Genomic DNA, 16655 nt, shown 5'->3' on the forward strand with positions numbered 1-16655 from the left:
ATTTCACTGGCTAGTATAACGGGCTCTTAACACCACTCAAGGGAAAAGATTCATGGCATACTATTCGCGAGTTAATTAGCCCCGTGAATTCATGACTTTTACATTACGCCCCTACCAACAAGAAGCCGTCGATGCCACCCTCGCCTGGTTTCGTCGCCATACCGAGCCGGCGGCCATTGTCCTGCCCACCGGCGCGGGCAAAAGCCTGGTGATTGCCGAGCTTGCCCGGCTGGCACGCGGCCGCGTGCTGGTGCTGGCCCACGTCAAAGAGCTGGTGGCGCAGAACCATGCGAAATACTGCGCCCTTGGCCTCGAGGCGGATATCTTTGCCGCTGGTCTGCAGCGTAAAGAGAGCCACGGCAAAGTGGTGTTCGGCAGCGTGCAGTCGGTGGCGCGCAACCTCGATCAGTTTCACAGTGAATTTTCGCTGCTCATCGTCGATGAATGCCACCGTATCAGCGATGACGACGACAGCCAGTATCAACAGATCATAAGCCACCTGCGGCAGGTGAATCCTCAGCTCCGGCTGCTCGGCCTGACGGCTACCCCGTTCCGCCTCGGCAAGGGTTGGATCTATCAGTTTCACTACCACGGCATGGTACGTGGCGATGAGAAAGCACTGTTTCGCGACTGCATCTATGAGCTGCCGCTGCGCTATATGATTAAGCACGGCTACCTGACGCCACCGGAACGCCTTGATATGCCGGTGGTGCAGTACGATTTCAGCCGTCTGCAGGCGCAAAGCAACGGCCTGTTCAGCGAAGCCGATCTTAACCACGAACTGAAAAAACAGCAGCGCATAACACCGCATATCGTCAGCCAGATCGTGGAGTTCGCCGAAAGCCGTAAAGGGGTGATGATCTTCGCCGCCACCGTGGAACACGCCCGGGAAGTAACCGGTCTGCTGCCGGCGGCGCAAGCCGCGCTGATCACCGGGGAAACGCCTGGACCAGAGCGGGATCGCATTATCGAGGCGTTTAAAGCGCAGGAGTATCGCTATCTGGTGAACGTCGCGGTGTTGACTACCGGCTTCGACGCCCCGCACGTTGACCTGATCGCCATCCTCCGCCCCACCGAGTCGGTGAGTCTTTACCAACAGATCGTTGGCCGCGGCCTGCGCCTGGCGCCGGGCAAAACCGACTGCCTGATCCTCGACTACGCCGGCAACCCGCATGACCTGTACGCCCCGGAAGTGGGGACGCCGAAGGGGAAAAGCGACAACGTGCCGGTGCAGGTCTTCTGCCCGGCCTGTGGTTTCGCCAACACCTTCTGGGGCAAAACCACCGCCGACGGCACCTTGATTGAGCATTTTGGCCGCCGCTGCCAGGGCTGGTTTGAAGATGATGACGGCCACCGCGAACAGTGCGACTTCCGCTTTCGCTTCAAAAACTGCCCGCAGTGCAACGCGGAAAACGATATCGCCGCCCGCCGCTGCCGCGAGTGCGACACGATTTTGGTCGACCCGGACGATATGCTGAAGGCGGCGCTGAAGCTAAAGGACGCGCTGGTGCTGCGCTGCAGCGGCATGGCTATGCAGCACGGTAGCGACGAGAAAGGCCCGTGGCTGAAAATCACCTACTATGATGAGGACGGCGCCGACGTGAGTGAGCGCTTCCGTCTGCAAACGCCCGCCCAGCGTACCGCCTTTGAGCAGTTGTTTATCCGCCCGCATACCCGTACGCCGGGCGTGCCGTTACGCTGGATAACCCCGGCGGATATCATTGCCCAGCAGGCGCTGCTGCGCCATCCTGACTTTGTCGTCGCCCGAATGAAGGGGCAATACTGGCAGGTGCGGGAAAAAGTTTTCGATTATCAGGGCCGTTTCCGTCGCGCCAATGAGCTGCGTTAATCCGCCAAAAACTGAGGTTTTGATTGCCGCTGTGCCGATTGGCGGCTATAATGCCGCCCGCTTTTGCATTCGCAAAGCAGATAATCTGCCTGCAGCTGGGTCGCCTGTTGCAGGCTTTATATATAGAGAGACATCAATGTTTACTATCAACGCAGAAGTACGTAAAGAGCAGGGTAAGGGTGCGAGCCGCCGCCTGCGCGCAGCTAACAAGTTCCCGGCAATCATCTACGGTGGCGAAGCTGCTCCGGTTGCTATCGAACTGGATCACGACAAACTGTGGAACATGCAGGATAAAGCTGAATTTTACGGCGAAGTTGTGACCCTCGTTATCGATGGCAAAGAAGAGAAAGTTAAAGTTCAGGCTGTTCAGCGTCACGCGTTCAAGCCGAAACTGACCCACATCGACTTCGTTCGCGCGTAATCGCCGATAGCAAGTTGTATGGCAAACGCCCTGGTGTCTTCTGACCCGGGGCGTTTTGTTATCGGCGCCGCCAAAGTTCCGGCGCCTCGTCCACGAGGTCGCTCAGCATCCGGTGCTTATTCATGCCGGGCAGCCAGAGCATCACCATGGTCACGTTCAGTCCCTGACTGCCGACCTCGGTAGCTATTTCAGCAACCCCCTGCCACTCGCCTGGCCGTAAATGTTCCGGTAAAAACCCCCAGCCCATCCCCTGCTCCATCGCATGGCGCAGCAGCGCGATTTCATTCATATACAGCGTATGGCCGGATATCTGTAGCCGGCGGGCGATCTGATCGTCACTGCGCCGGTGCATCACCAGCTGTGGCGTTAGCGATAAATTCAGCAATGTCAGCGGCCGTGCGGCGTCAGTAAACAATCCTTGCGCGGCGTAAAAACGTAAATCAACGGTGCCCAGCGCCCGCCACTCCATTTCGCTGCCCAGCGTACGATTATTAGCCTGGCAAATGGCCATATCCGCGATGCCCTCGCTCAGCGCCTGCTCGGCTTCGCGCCGCGAGGCGCTCCAGCAGCTTAAACGGATCTGCCGCCGGGCAAGCGTATCAGCCAGCAAACAGAGAAATTCACGCGGCACGAAGGGATCGTACACCAGACGTAACGCCTGCCAGGCCGTTTGCGGCAGCGTTTGCGCAAAAGACTCGAAAGCCTGCGCCTGACGCAACAGCAGGTGTGCCTGGCGAAAAAGCTGCTCGCCTTCGGCGGTTAGCGTCAGGCTACGCCCTTCACGGCTGAACAGCCGGTAGCCCAGCGCATCTTCCAGATAGTCCAGCAGATCGCGAAGCGTGGTCCGGTCTTTAGCTAAACGAATGGCCGCCTGCGACAGGCTGCCAGTTTCGGCGATGGTGGCGAAGGCCTCAATCTGTGCGAAAGAATACTGCAGGGTTTTCATCCCTCTCTCCCTTGCGGGGGAAAATCCCCCCTATGCTGATTTTAGCCTTCGCGAGCCGATTTATATACTGCGCAGCGAAACTATGGCAAACGAGGAAATGAAAATGATAAAAAAACCACTGGCTCTGGCGTTAATTTTGGCGGCGCTGCCGGCGGCGGCGATGGCGCAAAACTGCGGCGACCTGACGCTGGATGTCTGCCCCACCCCTTACGACCAAACGCTACCCGCGGCCAAAGACATGCTCACCTGGGATCAGGCGTCACGCGTCGTTGGCTTTCGTAACGACTATCGCAATTATGCCGGAGACGTCTTCCGCCACGGCGCAGCGGTCCCGCTGGAGCGTGCTGAAAAGCCACTGACCCACGCCAGCTATACCCTCAACGGCCACACCTGGACGCTACAGGATTACCTGAAGCGCGAGAACGTCAGCGGCATGCTGGTGCTGAAAGACGGCAAAGTCGCCTGGAAATACCTTGGCAACGGCAACACCGATACCACGCTGTGGACCTCGCGATCGGTGGGCAAATCGGTCGTCTCAACGCTGGTGGGCATCGCCATTCAACAGGGGAAAATCCACTCCCTCGATGACCTGATTACCGTTTATGAACCCGAACTGAAAGGCACCGCCTGGGACGGCGTAACGCTCAAGCAGCTCATTCAACATACCAGCGGCGTGGACTGGAATGAAGATTACACCAACCCGCAGTCGCACTTTGCCCGCCTGACCCAATGTGAAGCACAGCCCGGCGCCTATGACTGCGTACGTAAAATTGTGTCGACGCTGTCGCGTAAACACCCGGCAGGCGAGCAGTGGTCCTACTCTTCCGGCGGCGCCTGGTTGCTGGGCGATGTGCTGGAACGCGCGACCGGTATGTCGCTGGCCGCCTGGCTTGAGCAGTCGCTGTGGCAGCCTGCGGGTATGGCCCACGATGGCGTATGGCATGCTTATCAGCAAGGGAAGCATGATGTTGGCGCCCACGGCTTTAACGCCACCCTCGAAGACTGGGGCCGCTTTGGCGAGTTTGTCGCCCGCGATGGTCGGTTAAGCAACGGCAAACAGCTGGTGCCCGCTGGCTGGTTCGACCAGGCCGCAAGCTGGACAAAAGCGCTGAACTCGGTTTCAGCAGCGCATCCGCAAGGTATCTACGGCTATCAGTGGTGGAACAACGCCATTCCGGCCAATGCGCAACACGTACAGCCGACGCCGCAGGAAGGACTGCAGGGCTCGCTGTGGGCGCTGGGGATCTATGGCCAGGTGATCATGGTGAACCGCGCGGAACATCTGGTGATCGTCCAGTGGTCGACCTGGCCGCAGGCGGAACCGTCCTTCAACGCCCAGCCGCTGGAAGCGGCGCTGATGTACAGCGCCATTGCCCGCGAATTGCGCTAATCTCCCCTGCTCCTTGCCGCTTAGCTGGCGAGGAGCGTATCGGCATTCAGCGCCAGATGCTGCAACAGCATTATCGTTTTCGCATCCATGATCTCGCCATCGCGAATAGCCTGCAGCGCCCGCGCCAGCGGCCACTCCAGCACTTCAATATCCTCACCTTCTGCCGCCAACCCGCCGCCGTCGCCCCGACGGTCATCGGCCTGATATTCCGCGATAAAAAAGTAGAGCTTCTCGGTCACGGAGCCTGGACTCATAAAGACAGTGAAGACGGGTTCGACCCGCGTCACGCGAAAGCCGGTCTCCTCTTCCGCTTCGGCAACGATCCGCGCCTCCGGCGAGGCGTTATCCAGCAGCCCGGCGGCAGCCTCAATCAGATACCCATCGTGACCGTGGGTAAATACCGGAAATCGGAACTGGCGCGTCAGGACCACCGTCCGCTTCTCACGGTTATAGAGTAAAATGACCGCGCCGTTGCCGCGGTCATAGGCTTCCCGGCTCTGCTCCTGCCAGCGGCCGTCCCGGCGCAGCAGTTCAAAAGTATATTTTTTCAGGGTGTACCAATTGTCAGAGAGCAGCGTCTCGCGAACGTGGCGGACGTGCGGTGCGTGAGTTTGCATGTTATATCCCCTTTGAGATGACAGCCGGCACCATAACATGCATAATCAGGCACAAACAAGATCATTCGTGAAGGAAAAATCATGCTCGCCAGTCAGAGAAAACAGCAGATCCTCCAGATCCTCACCGAGGAAAAACAGGTGATGTCCGGGGAGCTAAGCCAGCGGTTCAACGTCTCCGAGGACTCCATTCGCCGCGATCTGCGCGAGCTGGCGGCGGAAGGAAAACTGCAGCGGGTCCACGGCGGCGCACTGCCGGTTTCTGCCGCTATTGCGCCTATTGAAACGCGCAAAAGCGTGCAGATCGCCTCCAAGCAGGCGGTCGCCCGCGCCGCCGCTGCGCTGATCCAGCCTGGACAGGTGGTGATTGTCGATGGCGGCACCACCACTGCAGCAATGATCGGCTTTTTACCTGCGGAACTGAACTGTACGGTGGTCACCCACAGCCCCGGCATCGCCGTGGCGCTGGTGGACCACCCGCGAATCGAGGTGATCCTGCTCGGGGGCAAAGTGTTTAAACATTCGGTCGTCGCTGTGGGCGCCGAGACGCTGGCGGGTATGGCGCGGATCAATGCCGATCTGTTCTTTATGGGGGTGACCGGCATCCACCCGCGGGCAGGTTTCACTACCGGTGATTATGAAGAAGCGGGCATCAAACGCGCACTGGCGGCCAGAGCGGCGGAAACCGTGGTGATGGCGTCCCGGGAGAAGCTCAACGCCGCGTCAGCCTTTGCCATCGGCGAACTGAGCCTCGCCAGTACGCTTATCGTCGACGGTGAACCCGACGCCGCGCTGCGCCAGCAGCTGGTGCAGTGCGGCGTGGAGATCATCCCCGTTCAGCGATAGCGCCGACAGGGCATGGGGCTTAATTGCCGCCGGACGTCCGGCGCTGCAGCTGGTCGCGCAGGTTCGGCGGGGTGCCCTTAATGGTCAGGGTATCGGTGGCGGGATCCCAGAATACGCGTTCACCTAACAGCATGGCGTCGAAGTTAATGGTCAATCCGCCGCCGCTGCCGGCAAACTTGGTCAGCTGGCGTAAGGTGCTGCGATCCGCCGGGAAGCTCTCTTCCAGCTCATAGCCCTGCGCGGCAGTGAATTCCTGGAAGCTCTTTTCGCTGACGCCGGCGAGCTCTTTGGACAGTGACTCCAGCTCAATCTCTTCCCCGGCCTGCAGCTGTTCGTTACAGTACGCGTAGACCTGCTGACGCACATTCTGTCGCTCGGATTTATCAAGCTGAGCATCGGCGGCGAAGTCATCCACCGCCTGCAGCAGGCCGCGGTTCTGCGCTTTGGCGTTAAGCCCTTCGCTGGCGCCGAGGAAATCCATAAAGAAATCGGCCACTTTGCGCCCTACCCGCCCTTTCAGGAAGGTCAGATAGCGGGTCGACTCCGGGTTGGTTTCCCACTCGGTTAAATCGATGCGCGCGACGATATCAGCATGGTTAATATCCAGGTAATGGGTCGAGCGGATATCCAGCTCCTCGTTGACGCGCATACTGCTCAGGTTATTGAGCACCGCCACCAGCAGATACTCGACCGCCAGGTAACGATACTGGCAGAAGAGGACAATGCCCCCTTCGGCGAACGGGTATTTCGCCAGTTCATCGCGCAGACGACCAGTCGCCGCGCGGCTGAACGCCAGAAACTCTTCTTCCCCCTGACGCTGCAGACGCAGCGCCTGCGCCAGTTCACTCTCTTCATTGAACAGGCCATAGGCTTTGCTTTTGGCGCTATAGACCCGGTGCAGTTCAGCCATCATCTCGACGACCGTCGCATTCGGCTCCAGCAGTGACTCGCGCAGCACCAGCTCCAGATTTTGTTCATCACGTTTGATTAACTGATGCAGGGCAATCTGGTCGATATCCAGACTCATGTTAAACTCTCCTTTTAGACCGGGCGGTATTCAACCACCGCCGGGTTGCCGACGCAACTGGCGCCACACATTTCGACGTTGTTACCGACGATCGGTGCGCTTTTGCGTCGCGGCGAAAAAATGCGGAAAAAAAGCTGCTGCTACGGTAATATGTTGCCCTTTCACGAACAAACAGATTTTGAGTTTATGCCGCAAATTTCCCGCTATAGCGATCAACAGGTCGAACAGTTGCTCAGCGAGCTAACGAACGTCCTGGAATCACACAAAGCCCCGGTTGACCTTTCACTGATGGTGTTAGGCAATATGGTGACCAACCTGATCAACAGTAGCGTCGCGCCGGCGCAGCGTCAGGCCATCGCCCGTTCTTTCGCGCAGGCTTTGCAGTCTTCCATTAACGACGATCCGGCGCATTAAGGATAACAGCAACAGTATATGGTGACTCTACGTCAGCCCTACCGAGAAAAAGTCTCCCAGATGGTCAGCTGGGGGCACTGGTTCGCCCTGTTCAACATGTTGTTGGCCATGGTGCTCGGCAGCCGCTATCTTTTTGTCGCCGACTGGCCGACGACGCTTGCCGGACGGCTTTTTTCGTACGTCAGTCTCGTCGGACACTTCAGCTTCCTGGTGTTTACCAGCTATGTGCTGATCCTCTTCCCGTTGACCTTTATCGTGGTCTCGCAGCGCCTGATGCGCTTCCTGTCGGTGATCCTTGCCACCGCCGGGATGACGCTGCTGCTGATAGATAGCGAGGTCTTCACCCGCTTCCATCTTCACTTAAACCCGGTCGTCTGGGAGCTGGTCATCAACCCTGACCAGAATGAGATGGCGCGCGACTGGCAGCTGATGTTTATCAGCGTCCCGGTCATCTTTTTGATTGAAATGCTCTTCGCCACCTGGAGCTGGCAGAAACTGCGCAGCCTGACGCGCCGCCGTCATTACGCCCGCCCGGTCGCCTGGTTCTTCTTTCTGTCGTTTATCAGCAGCCACCTGGTCTATATCTGGGCGGATGCCAACTTCTATCGCCCGATCACGATGCAGCGGGCGAATCTGCCGCTCTCTTATCCGATGACCGCCCGCCGTTTCCTCGAGAAACATGGCCTGCTCGACGCCCAGGATTATCAGCGTCGTCTGGTGGAGCAAGGGGCGCCGGAGGCGGTATCGGTCCAGTATCCGCTCAGCAACCTGCGCTACCGTGATCTCGGCGCGGGCTACAACGTGCTGCTGATCACCGTCGACAACCTGAACTATTCGCGGTTTGAAAAGACCATGCCGGCGCTGGCGGCGTTCGCCAAAGAGAACGTCAATTTTACCCAGCATATGAGTTCGGGTAATACCGCCGACAGCGGCCTGTTTGGCCTGTTCTACGGTATTTCACCAGGCTATATGGACGGTGTCCTCTCGGCGCGTATTCCCGCCGCGTTGATCACCGCCCTCAACCAGCAGGGCTACCAGCTGGGCCTGTTCTCCTCCGATGGGTTTAGCAGCCCGCTCTATCGCCAGGCGCTGCTCTCCGACTTCTCGCTACCGAGCGCGAAGACTCAGAGCGACGAACAGACGGCCAATCAGTGGATCGGCTGGCTGGACCGTTACGCGCAGGATGAGAATCGCTGGTTCTCGTGGATCTCGCTCAACGGCACCACCCTCGACGACACGCAGCAACAGGGCTTTGTCCGCCGTTACAGCAAGGCGGCAGGTGATGTTGACGCCCAAATTGATCGGGTGCTGACCGCGCTACGCGCAGCCGGCAAGCTCGACAACACGGTGGTGATTATCACTGGCGGCCACGGCAAGCCGCTTAACGTCAAACACGACTCGTTCGACTGGTCGCGCGAGCAGTTGCAGGTGCCGCTGGTTATTCACTGGCCGGGCACGCCGGCGCAGGAAATTGCCACGCTGACCGATAACAAAGATGTAATGACCACGCTGATGCAGCGCCTGCTCCACGTTTCGACGCCAGCCAATGAGTACTCGCAGGGTGAAGATCTGTTCAGCGCCGCACGACGTCGGAACTGGGTCACCGCGGCCAACGGCGATACGCTGGCCATTACCACCCCGACCATCACCGTGGTCCTCAACCATAACGGCACCTATACCACCTGGAGCCGCGACGGCGAGAAAATTAAAGATCAGAAACCGCAGCTCAGCCTGTTGCTGCAGGTCCTGACTGACGAAAAACGCTTTATCGCTAACTGATTGATTAATTATGAATCAATCGCGCGCGACCCGCTTGCATTCGCTCGGGGAACGGGTAATATTGTTCCCCACGCGTCGGCACGTAGCGCAGCCTGGTAGCGCACCGTCATGGGGTGTCGGGGGTCGGAGGTTCAAATCCTCTCGTGCCGACCAAATCATTCACCGGTAAGTTTTGTTAACGACCGGTAACCCTACAGAAACCCGCACTCTCTCCGAGTTTGCGGGTTTTTTGTTGCCTGTTTTCCGTCGAATTTAAACGGGATCTTCAGGCATATTCCCCCTGGCATGTCGAATGACCAATGCCTGAACTTGTCCTGCTCCCCGTGGATTAATAGACGACGTTAGCGATCCGGCTGGGCGACCGTTCTCATGCAGCCTTAAGCCGTGCCTTTAAGCGCATCGCCGGAAAAGCGCCGGGTGCTGCACGGCCAGTGGCGGGAAGAAGGGGTTTAGCGCTGTCCCAGTTCACGGGTACGCCTGACCGCCGCCAGTACGCTGCGCTGAAGGCCTGCGGCAAAGTCACTGTTGTTCAGCTCATACAGAGCGTGGATCCCGACTCCCGCCGGTGAATTATTGATATCCAGAAGCTGACGCGGATGCTTCTGGCTTTGGCGCAGCATCTCGACCGCGCCGAGGAGGTTCTCCAGCACCACCTCCGTCGCCTGAGGCCGCGACAGCCCCGCCAGTACGCCGGCATCGGTAAGCGACTCAATAAAGTAGTAAATATAGTTAGGCCCCGCGACGCCAAAACCGGTAAAGACATCGATCAACCGCTCTGGCAAATACAGCACTTTGCCAAAACCGCGCAGAAACGGCTCGATCTCAGCCGCGCTGGCGTGGGCGTTTAAGGTTACGCCGCTATAGCCAAATCCGGTATCGGTCAGGGTATTGGGGATCGTCCTGGCAATCGGCGTTGTCTCACCAAACAGGGAGGCCAGCTTTTCCAGGGTCACTCCCGCGATCAGAGAAACCACCGTCGTCGAGCCGTTTAGCTGGGCGCGCACGCGGCTCGCCACCGCCGCCAGATCGTCCTGCGGACGGATCCCCAGCACCAGCAAAGAGGCCTCGCTTAAGCCACCGTCGCCCGACAACCGATAGCGGGAGTGCAAAGCCTCGATTCGCGCGCTGTCGATATCCTCCAGCGAGATCGCGTCCGCCCGCAGCGTACCGTTGCTTAATGACGCGCGAATAATCGCCTCCGTCATCTGTCCGGCACCAATAAAATGGACCTTTGCCATAGTTTTACTCCTTATTCAAAACGCTATTCGTCGTGACCAACACCGAAGCGCCGGCCTTGTCGCGCCGGGTCGGCAACGCGAATCCCCGTTCCGTCAGTGGGATAAATCCGTCCGTCAACGTCGCCGTCAACCGTGGTGAGCTTTTGCCCGCTCAGTGCCTGAATCGCCGCTTCTGGCTGATTAATAAACTGGTTGCGTGGCCCCCACTTAAGGTTGCCATTCCGCCTCATGCGACTCTGACTGATAAAAACGCAGCCGACAGGCGGCATCACCGCGAGCCAGCGCGGTCTGCACCTCTAAACGCAGCCCCGGAAACGCGTCGGTTAACGCATGATCGCCTTCCATGCAGATATCGCATAGCGTCTCAATTTCGCTGGCGCCCCGCCCCTGCTGCCGCCAGCAGTTAACGTAAGGACAGTAGTGAAACAGGACGATAAATTCAGCCCGGCTGGCGCTAACGGGCTCCATCTCATAAACCTGAGATTCCAGACCGCGGGTAAACAGCCCGGCAAACTCCTGCAAATCCTGGCGATCGCGCATTTGCGCACGCAGCTTATGCCCGATATCGCGGCCATAGTGACGTATGGCTTCACGCGCAAAATCATCCGCGATATGACGTTGTCGGCTTTCGTCCAACAGGTAACCGATGGTAGCCGCGCGTTTTTCAGTAATGGCGCGCAGCGCCAGGGTCACCTCATCGTTTAAGGTGGCGGCGTTATGCGCCGGCTCCGAGCTTATTTGCGTCATGCGTTTATTCCCAGTCGGTATTCACTTTGACGTCGCTGGCGCCCGGCAGGGCATACACATCTTCGGCGTACCATTTCCGTGAGAGCTCAGCGAGCGTGCCGTCTTTTTTCAGGGCAACCAACTGCGCATCAATCGCTTTGATCAACTGCGGGTCGGTATTTTTTTTATACAAATAGACGTTAGGAAACAGGCCGACGGAATCCGAAGCTTTCAGATTGAGATTTAGCGCCTTATTTAACGCCAGTAGCGCACCAATGGGATAAATCGCCGTATCGTATTCCCCGGAAGCGACCGCTTTAAAGATATCGGCGGCGGACTGCTCGCCGTTGGGCTGCAGGTTAATTTGTTGGCCTGGATGTTTTTTGTTGTAGTTTTCAATCACCGTATAACGGGCGTCGGAGGTGTGAATCGGCACCAGCTTTTTCTTACCGCTGGCGAGATCGCCGAGTTGATGAATATCGTTCTCATCGTTACGTACAATCAGGCGTAAATCGCTGATCCCGGTCGGCTCGCCGGAGTGGTCATATTTTTCCGCCCGCTCTTTGGTGAGATAAAAGTGATCCGCCGCAAGGGTATACGCGCCGGTCGACAGGCCGACGATCATCGCGTCGCGCGAGACCGCATTAAAATGAAACGTATAGTCGGTTAACCGCTGGTCCAGCACCTTTAACAGATCGCCATCGTAGCCGGTAATATTGTTGTTATCGTCCACAAAGCTAAAGGGAAAACCGTTAGCGTTAACGACAACCTCAATCGTCTTCGCGTGCGGACTTTTTTCAACCGCCTGTGCGGCGTTAATTCCCATTGCCAACGTCAGCGCACTCACCAGTAAAATTTTATTTTTCAAAATACCTTCCCCAAAATGATAACCGTGGAACACTCTTTTGTACGTTTCCTTGCCAGCGGGCGCGCAGAAACCGTTCTACACTGCGCAATGCTCTGGCAATTGCCAGGCACAGCGCGATATAAATCACCAGCACGACGCAATAGGCTTCGACAAAATGAAACCCGCGCGCGGCGGCGATATTGGCTTTCGCCATCAGATCAATAACGGTGATGGTGTAAACCAGCGAGGTGTCTTTAATCAGATCGATCAGCACGCTGGTGAAGTTCGGCAGTGCGGATACTGCCGCCTGCGGAAAAATAATGCGTCGGAACTGCGTGAACCCGCTTAGCCCAATTGACCATGCGGCCTCGCGCTGCCCCTTATCAACCGCGTTCCAGCCTGCGCGAAAGGTTTCGGCGAAATACGCGCTGAAAATCAGCGATAGCGCGGTGACCGCCGCCACCAGTGGCGAGAGTTTATAGTGGTACATATTGTCCTGCGGGCCGCCAAACAGCCCGGCGGCTATCCATGGCCAGACGTAAAAAAAGAAATACAGCATCACCAGTACCGGGACCGAACGGCTAAAGGAGAGAAATACCTTCGCCCCCCATTGAACCCCGGGAACCTGACGAATAATCACCCACGCCAGCGCCGCGCCCAGCAGGGTGGAAAAGAGTAAGGACAATAACGTTATCACCAGGGTGACCGGCAGCGCGCTTAAAATAAACGTAAAATTGTCCCGAATGAATGCCAGGCTAAACATGTTAATCTATCACTCCAGCAGGAACTGATACTTCTTTTCAATACGAGTGGTAAAATAGAGAATAATACTATTCAGCACCCAGTAAACGATAATAACACTAATAAACGCCGCAACCTGTTTAGACCCATAGCTATTTTGCGAAATCTTTTGTGCACGGCCAAAAATATCTACAATACCAATAATATTGACCAGTGAGGTCATCTTCACGAGGTTAATTAAAAGATTACCAAAAACGGGAATGGCAATAATGAGCCCCTGGGGAAAAATAATCCGCAGCATTCCCTTATGCCAGGGAATATTGAGGCTGATGATGGCTTCTTTCTGGCCGGTATCCACCGCACGCCACGCGGAGCGCATCATTTCTGCAAAATAGGGACTGATGCTGACCGAAATAGACAACACCGCAAAGGTGGTATCGCTAATCCATAGCGGCGGCAGCGCCAGCGCAGTCAAAATTAATTTTCCGCCGAAGAAAAACAGCAGGATCAGCAGCGCCAGGGGGGCGCCACGCAGAATGTCGGTATACCCGTTTGCCACCGCGCTAAGCGGCTTAAAGCGACTAAACTGCAGCAGCACAATCAGCAGCGCGATCGTCAAACCAAGCAGCAGTGAGGCCAGCGTTATCCCGAGGGTCACGGGTAAATTTTCCAGCAGTTTCGGCAATATTCCGGCGATATCCTGCCAGTTAAAGAGCGGGTTATTGTTCATCATTAGCCTCAGGCATGATAGTGCAGTTGCGCCAGAAACGCCCGGGTTCGCCCCTGCTGTGCTGCGCCAAATATCTGTTCCGCCGGGCCCTGCTCAACGATTTCGCCGTTTTCCATAAATACCACCCGGGAAGCGACCTGGCGGGCGAACGCCATTTCGTGGGTCACGATAATCATCGTCTGCCCCGCAGCGGCAATCGTCTGAATAAGCTCCAGCACTTCACCAACTTTTTCCGGATCCAGCGCGGAAGTCGGTTCATCCAGCAGCAGAACGGCGGGGTTAATTGCCAGCGCCCGCGCAATCCCGATACGCTGCTTTTGGCCGCCGGAGAGACTATGCGGATAGCTGTCTTTTTTATGCAATAACCCCACCTGCTTTAAGAGTCGTTCAGCAATATCCTGCGCCTCCTGACGCGGGCGCTTTTGAGCGTAAATCAGGCCTTCGGTAATATTCTGCAGTGCGGTCAGATTATGAAAGAGATTCCACGATTGAAAAACCATGGCGGTTTTCGCCCGTAGCTTTTCAATCTCCTTTTTGCCCGCTTTTGCGCAATCCAGCGCCACATCATCTATTCTTATTTGCCCGCTATCGGCAGGCTCCAGGAAATTAAGCGTACGTAATAGCGTGGTTTTCCCTGAGCCGCTGGGGCCAATAATGCAAATAATCTCGCCGGAATGAATACTGAGCGAGACCTCTTTTAGCACTCTTTCACCGGAGAAGCTTTTACTGATCTTATTAATAGTTATCATAATGAAATATTCGTGGATAATTTTTATTTGCCGCACGCCGGCGCTTATTGCTGCCTAAAAACTATATTGCTGCAGTTCAGATGATAGCAAACAAGAAAATCATCTATCGAAAGTTAAAAAATAACTTTTTATATATTTGTTATGACAATGAGGCTGAATTGTAATTTAGCTTTCTTAACAAAACTGGATGGCGATACTTGACAATGATTATTCAAATTTACTGAACAATGAAAGCAAATTGTTTCGATTTTAATCATCCGGCCGTCAGCCTATCATTTATCACATCGGGGCAACAACGCTCCAACACTGACAAAACACTTAAGGAATACGACCATGAAATCCATCAAAACTTTCGTTGCAGTTGCCGCACTCTCTATGATCTCTTTCGGTACTTTTGCTCAGAGCATCAGCGCCAGCGCTTCCACCCTGGACCGCGCAGAAGCCAAAATTGCCGCGCAGGCCGCAGAGCAAGGCGCGTCTTACAAAATCACCAGCGCTCAATTCAATAACCGCGTACATATGACCGCTGAGCTGACGAAATAAAATCGCCACATTGCCGGGCCGCCGGAAGAAACAGGCGACAGCGACAACACGATGAAATAAGGAACAGAATATGAAAAATATCGGCGTAGTCACCGCACTGCTGTTGGCCGCTACACTTTCGTCCGGCGTGATGGCCGCAGAGAAGAGCCAGACGCATCCGGAGGCGGGTTCAAATATCGATACATCGATGCATCAGAATCATATTGATGTCAGCCATGCCTTTGATAAAGAGAGCCTGACCGCAGGCAATCTTCAGTAAGACACTGCATAAGGCGCGCGTGGAAATATCCGCTGCGCGCTTTCTTTCTGCCCGTTTGACCATGGATTATCCGCCATAACCTCCACTTTTGCCGTATCGATATACTACGCTTCTACACCTCGTTGCTTCCTGACAGCACATTTTGCAGATAACACTGCTTTCATCATGGGTACCGGACAGGCATTGAAAGCAGAAGTTGTCTGTTTTACTCAATAGCGTCCGCAGGGTTTTCTGCCAGGGCTTTTATCCACTTTTTCCCCTCTGTTATAGAGTACGACTATCCAGATGGTAAATTACGTCGTAGCATCTATCATTCGACTGTATGACTCATAAGCAGGAGCGGATGACATGAGAGTTAATGGACTTACCAAAGGATTTTTCATCCTTATCGTCTTTATTGTAACCCTGGCCTTTTTTGATGTTCTCTCACCCTATTATTCCGCCATCCTCTGGGCCGCGATCCTTGCGGTGATTTTTAATCCGGTCAAAAACAAGATTCGCACTCGCCTCGGCGAGCGCAATGGCCTCGCGGCGCTGCTGACCATCGTCATCATCTGCCTTATCGTTTTTACGCCGCTGGCGATCATCCTCTCGTCGCTGGCCTACGAGCTGAACGTGGTGTATAGCAAACTTCAGCATAACGACACTCAGTTCCCGACGGTGGTCGCCAGTCTGTTTGCTCACCTCCCCGGCTGGGCCAGAGGTTTCCTTGCCGAGCACAACCTCGATAGCGCGCAGCAGATCCAGCAGCAGCTCTCCGATGTTGCGCTGAAAAGCGGCCAGTATCTGGCCGGCAGCGCGTTTCTGATTGGTAAAGGCACCTTTGGCTTTACCGTCAGCTTCGGCATTATGCTGTACCTGCTGTTCTTCCTGCTGAAGGATGGGCCTTACCTGGTGCTGTTGACTCTCGAATCTCTGCCGTTATCGAGCTATGTGAAGCAGCACCTGTTCGCTAAATTCGCCGCGGTCGCCCGCGCCACGGTAAAAGGCACCGTGGCCGTAGCGCTGGCGCAGGGGGCGCTGGGCGGCTTTGCCTTCTGGGTTGCCGGTCTGGACGGCAGCATTCTGTGGGGTGCGCTGATGGCGTTCCTGTCGCTTATCCCGGCGGTAGGCTCGGCCATTATCTGGGTGCCGGCGGCGATTTACCTCTTCGCCACCGGGCAGCTGTGGCAGGGCGCCTTTATCGTTGGCTTCTTTGTGATTGTGATTGGCCTGGTGGATAACATTCTGCGTCCGCTGCTGGTGGGCAAGGATACCAAAATGCCGGACTACCTGATCCTTATCGCGACGCTGGGCGGCATGGAGATCTACGGCATCAACGGATTCGTTATCGGGCCGCTGATTGCCGCCTTGTTTATCGCTTGCTGGAACCTGCTGTCGGGACGAGAGCATGCTGGCAACACTGATGAATTAGATGAAGAATTCATTGAGGAAGCGAAAAATAGCCGCAACGAATAAGCTTCATGGGCCGCCGTGGCGCAAGGTGCGACACGGCATCACACCAGTACATAACACCATTCATTTTGAAAAAATTAG

General features: G+C 56.1%; 18 protein-coding genes, 1 tRNA gene and 1 pseudogene. 11 read left to right on the plus strand and 9 right to left on the minus strand.

Features of this window, described 5'->3' with window-relative positions; translation table 11 throughout:
* Positions 1-91: 91 nt before the first annotated feature.
* Complete coding sequence (locus SPE70_RS18405; RefSeq protein WP_016161561.1) at positions 92-1849, plus strand: DEAD/DEAH box helicase; 1758 nt, start codon at positions 92-94, stop codon at positions 1847-1849.
* A gap of 136 nt (positions 1850-1985) precedes the next feature.
* Positions 1986-2270, plus strand: coding sequence for a 50S ribosomal protein L25 (rplY, locus tag SPE70_RS18410; protein ID WP_008804000.1), 285 nt, complete (start codon positions 1986-1988; stop codon positions 2268-2270).
* Between the two features lie 58 nt (positions 2271-2328).
* Here rplY and SPE70_RS18415 read toward each other — a convergent pair whose 3' ends face one another.
* Positions 2329-3216 carry a LysR family transcriptional regulator gene (locus SPE70_RS18415; protein ID WP_008803999.1) on the minus strand — a complete coding sequence of 296 codons (888 nt, stop codon included), beginning with the start codon at positions 3214-3216 and terminating at the stop codon, positions 2329-2331.
* A 103-nt stretch (positions 3217-3319) separates the two neighbouring features.
* Here SPE70_RS18415 and SPE70_RS18420 point away from each other — a divergent pair, with 103 nt between their 5' ends.
* The gene (locus tag SPE70_RS18420; protein ID WP_023298008.1) at positions 3320-4606 is read left to right on the plus strand and encodes a serine hydrolase domain-containing protein; all 1287 of its coding nucleotides are present in this window, start codon (positions 3320-3322) and stop codon (positions 4604-4606) included.
* A gap of 20 nt (positions 4607-4626) precedes the next feature.
* Here SPE70_RS18420 and SPE70_RS18425 read toward each other — a convergent pair whose 3' ends face one another.
* Positions 4627-5223 carry an NUDIX domain-containing protein gene (locus tag SPE70_RS18425; RefSeq protein WP_040968752.1) on the minus strand — a complete coding sequence of 199 codons (597 nt, stop codon included), beginning with the start codon at positions 5221-5223 and terminating at the stop codon, positions 4627-4629.
* A gap of 81 nt (positions 5224-5304) precedes the next feature.
* On the opposite strand from SPE70_RS18425, the gene SPE70_RS18430 reads away from it, so the two are divergent.
* A complete protein-coding gene (locus tag SPE70_RS18430) occupies positions 5305-6066 on the plus strand; it encodes a DeoR/GlpR family DNA-binding transcription regulator (protein ID WP_008803996.1) in 762 nt (253 codons plus the stop codon).
* 19 nt (positions 6067-6085) lie between these two features.
* Here the strand turns inward: SPE70_RS18430 and yejK are convergent, their stop codons facing one another.
* The gene (gene yejK / locus SPE70_RS18435; protein WP_008803995.1) at positions 6086-7093 is read right to left on the minus strand and encodes a nucleoid-associated protein YejK; all 1008 of its coding nucleotides are present in this window, start codon (positions 7091-7093) and stop codon (positions 6086-6088) included.
* Between the two features lie 186 nt (positions 7094-7279).
* On the opposite strand from yejK, the gene SPE70_RS18440 reads away from it, so the two are divergent.
* From SPE70_RS18440 to SPE70_RS26475, 4 genes and pseudogenes are all read left to right on the plus strand, one after another.
* The gene (locus SPE70_RS18440; RefSeq protein WP_004195346.1) at positions 7280-7507 is read left to right on the plus strand and encodes a YejL family protein; all 228 of its coding nucleotides are present in this window, start codon (positions 7280-7282) and stop codon (positions 7505-7507) included.
* A gap of 18 nt (positions 7508-7525) precedes the next feature.
* On the plus strand, positions 7526-9286 hold the full coding sequence (gene yejM / locus SPE70_RS18445; protein WP_008803994.1) for an LPS biosynthesis-modulating metalloenzyme YejM: 1761 nt from the start codon (positions 7526-7528) through the stop codon (positions 9284-9286).
* Positions 9287-9362: 76 nt separating this feature from the next.
* Positions 9363-9439 (plus strand) — tRNA-Pro (locus SPE70_RS18450).
* A 188-nt stretch (positions 9440-9627) separates the two neighbouring features.
* Positions 9628-9723: pseudogene (locus SPE70_RS26475) on the plus strand (AraC family transcriptional regulator); the annotation flags it as partial.
* A gap of 12 nt (positions 9724-9735) precedes the next feature.
* Here the strand turns inward: SPE70_RS26475 and SPE70_RS18455 are convergent.
* The 6 genes from SPE70_RS18455 to SPE70_RS18480 all read right to left on the minus strand — a co-directional run bounded on the left by SPE70_RS18455 (position 9736) and on the right by SPE70_RS18480 (position 14317).
* A complete protein-coding gene (locus tag SPE70_RS18455; protein WP_008803993.1) occupies positions 9736-10524 on the minus strand; it encodes a pyrroline-5-carboxylate reductase family protein in 789 nt (262 codons plus the stop codon).
* Between the two features lie 207 nt (positions 10525-10731).
* Positions 10732-11271, minus strand: coding sequence for an L-2-amino-thiazoline-4-carboxylic acid hydrolase (locus SPE70_RS18460; RefSeq protein ID WP_008803992.1), 540 nt, complete (start codon positions 11269-11271; stop codon positions 10732-10734).
* A gap of 4 nt (positions 11272-11275) precedes the next feature.
* Entirely contained in the window at positions 11276-12118 is an 843-nt protein-coding gene (locus SPE70_RS18465; protein WP_040968753.1) for a transporter substrate-binding domain-containing protein, read from the minus strand.
* Positions 12108-12860 (minus strand): amino acid ABC transporter permease, encoded by a 753-nt coding sequence (locus SPE70_RS18470; RefSeq protein ID WP_012967537.1) that lies wholly within the window; start codon positions 12858-12860, stop codon positions 12108-12110. The genes SPE70_RS18465 and SPE70_RS18470 overlap by 11 nt, the downstream gene beginning before the upstream one ends.
* A 9-nt stretch (positions 12861-12869) precedes the next feature.
* On the minus strand, positions 12870-13568 hold the full coding sequence (locus SPE70_RS18475; RefSeq protein WP_012967536.1) for an amino acid ABC transporter permease: 699 nt from the start codon (positions 13566-13568) through the stop codon (positions 12870-12872).
* Positions 13569-13576: 8 nt separating this feature from the next.
* Positions 13577-14317, minus strand: coding sequence for an amino acid ABC transporter ATP-binding protein (locus SPE70_RS18480; protein WP_016161568.1), 741 nt, complete (start codon positions 14315-14317; stop codon positions 13577-13579).
* Positions 14318-14650: 333 nt separating this feature from the next.
* Here SPE70_RS18480 and SPE70_RS18485 point away from each other — a divergent pair, with 333 nt between their 5' ends.
* The 3 genes from SPE70_RS18485 (at position 14651) to SPE70_RS18495 (ending at position 16577) form a co-directional block, all read left to right on the plus strand.
* Positions 14651-14860, plus strand: a complete 210-nt coding sequence (locus SPE70_RS18485) for a YdgH/BhsA/McbA-like domain containing protein (protein ID WP_004102265.1) — start codon at positions 14651-14653, stop codon at positions 14858-14860.
* A 70-nt stretch (positions 14861-14930) separates the two neighbouring features.
* The gene (locus SPE70_RS18490) at positions 14931-15119 is read left to right on the plus strand and encodes a hypothetical protein (RefSeq protein ID WP_008803987.1); all 189 of its coding nucleotides are present in this window, start codon (positions 14931-14933) and stop codon (positions 15117-15119) included.
* A 348-nt stretch (positions 15120-15467) separates the two neighbouring features.
* Positions 15468-16577 carry an AI-2E family transporter gene (locus SPE70_RS18495; RefSeq protein ID WP_022064830.1) on the plus strand — a complete coding sequence of 370 codons (1110 nt, stop codon included), beginning with the start codon at positions 15468-15470 and terminating at the stop codon, positions 16575-16577.
* Positions 16578-16655 lie beyond the last annotated feature (78 nt).

This window comes from Klebsiella sp. ZJOU C1, assembly GCF_035620215.1.
GTDB lineage: Bacteria > Pseudomonadota > Gammaproteobacteria > Enterobacterales > Enterobacteriaceae > Klebsiella > Klebsiella variicola.

Bases quoted from the DNA above. Each gene is read 5' to 3' on its own strand.
- SPE70_RS18420 (WP_023298008.1), top strand. From the start codon at position 3,320: ATGATAAAAAAACCACTGGCTCTGGCGTTAATTTTGGCGGCGCTGCCG.
- SPE70_RS18425 (WP_040968752.1), bottom strand. From the start codon at position 5,223: ATGCAAACTCACGCACCGCACGTCCGCCACGTTCGCGAGACGCTGCTC.
- yejM (WP_008803994.1), top strand. From the start codon at position 7,526: ATGGTGACTCTACGTCAGCCCTACCGAGAAAAAGTCTCCCAGATGGTC.
- SPE70_RS18490 (WP_008803987.1), top strand. From the start codon at position 14,931: ATGAAAAATATCGGCGTAGTCACCGCACTGCTGTTGGCCGCTACACTT.
- SPE70_RS18460 (WP_008803992.1), bottom strand. From the start codon at position 11,271: ATGACGCAAATAAGCTCGGAGCCGGCGCATAACGCCGCCACCTTAAAC.
- SPE70_RS18430 (WP_008803996.1), top strand. From the start codon at position 5,305: ATGCTCGCCAGTCAGAGAAAACAGCAGATCCTCCAGATCCTCACCGAG.
- SPE70_RS18455 (WP_008803993.1), bottom strand. From the start codon at position 10,524: ATGGCAAAGGTCCATTTTATTGGTGCCGGACAGATGACGGAGGCGATT.
- SPE70_RS18405 (WP_016161561.1), top strand. From the start codon at position 92: ATGACTTTTACATTACGCCCCTACCAACAAGAAGCCGTCGATGCCACC.
- SPE70_RS18415 (WP_008803999.1), bottom strand. From the start codon at position 3,216: ATGAAAACCCTGCAGTATTCTTTCGCACAGATTGAGGCCTTCGCCACC.
- SPE70_RS18440 (WP_004195346.1), top strand. From the start codon at position 7,280: ATGCCGCAAATTTCCCGCTATAGCGATCAACAGGTCGAACAGTTGCTC.
- SPE70_RS18485 (WP_004102265.1), top strand. From the start codon at position 14,651: ATGAAATCCATCAAAACTTTCGTTGCAGTTGCCGCACTCTCTATGATC.
- rplY (WP_008804000.1), top strand. From the start codon at position 1,986: ATGTTTACTATCAACGCAGAAGTACGTAAAGAGCAGGGTAAGGGTGCG.
- SPE70_RS18475 (WP_012967536.1), bottom strand. From the start codon at position 13,568: ATGAACAATAACCCGCTCTTTAACTGGCAGGATATCGCCGGAATATTG.
- SPE70_RS18495 (WP_022064830.1), top strand. From the start codon at position 15,468: ATGAGAGTTAATGGACTTACCAAAGGATTTTTCATCCTTATCGTCTTT.
- yejK (WP_008803995.1), bottom strand. From the start codon at position 7,093: ATGAGTCTGGATATCGACCAGATTGCCCTGCATCAGTTAATCAAACGT.
- SPE70_RS18480 (WP_016161568.1), bottom strand. From the start codon at position 14,317: ATGATAACTATTAATAAGATCAGTAAAAGCTTCTCCGGTGAAAGAGTG.
- SPE70_RS18470 (WP_012967537.1), bottom strand. From the start codon at position 12,860: ATGTTTAGCCTGGCATTCATTCGGGACAATTTTACGTTTATTTTAAGC.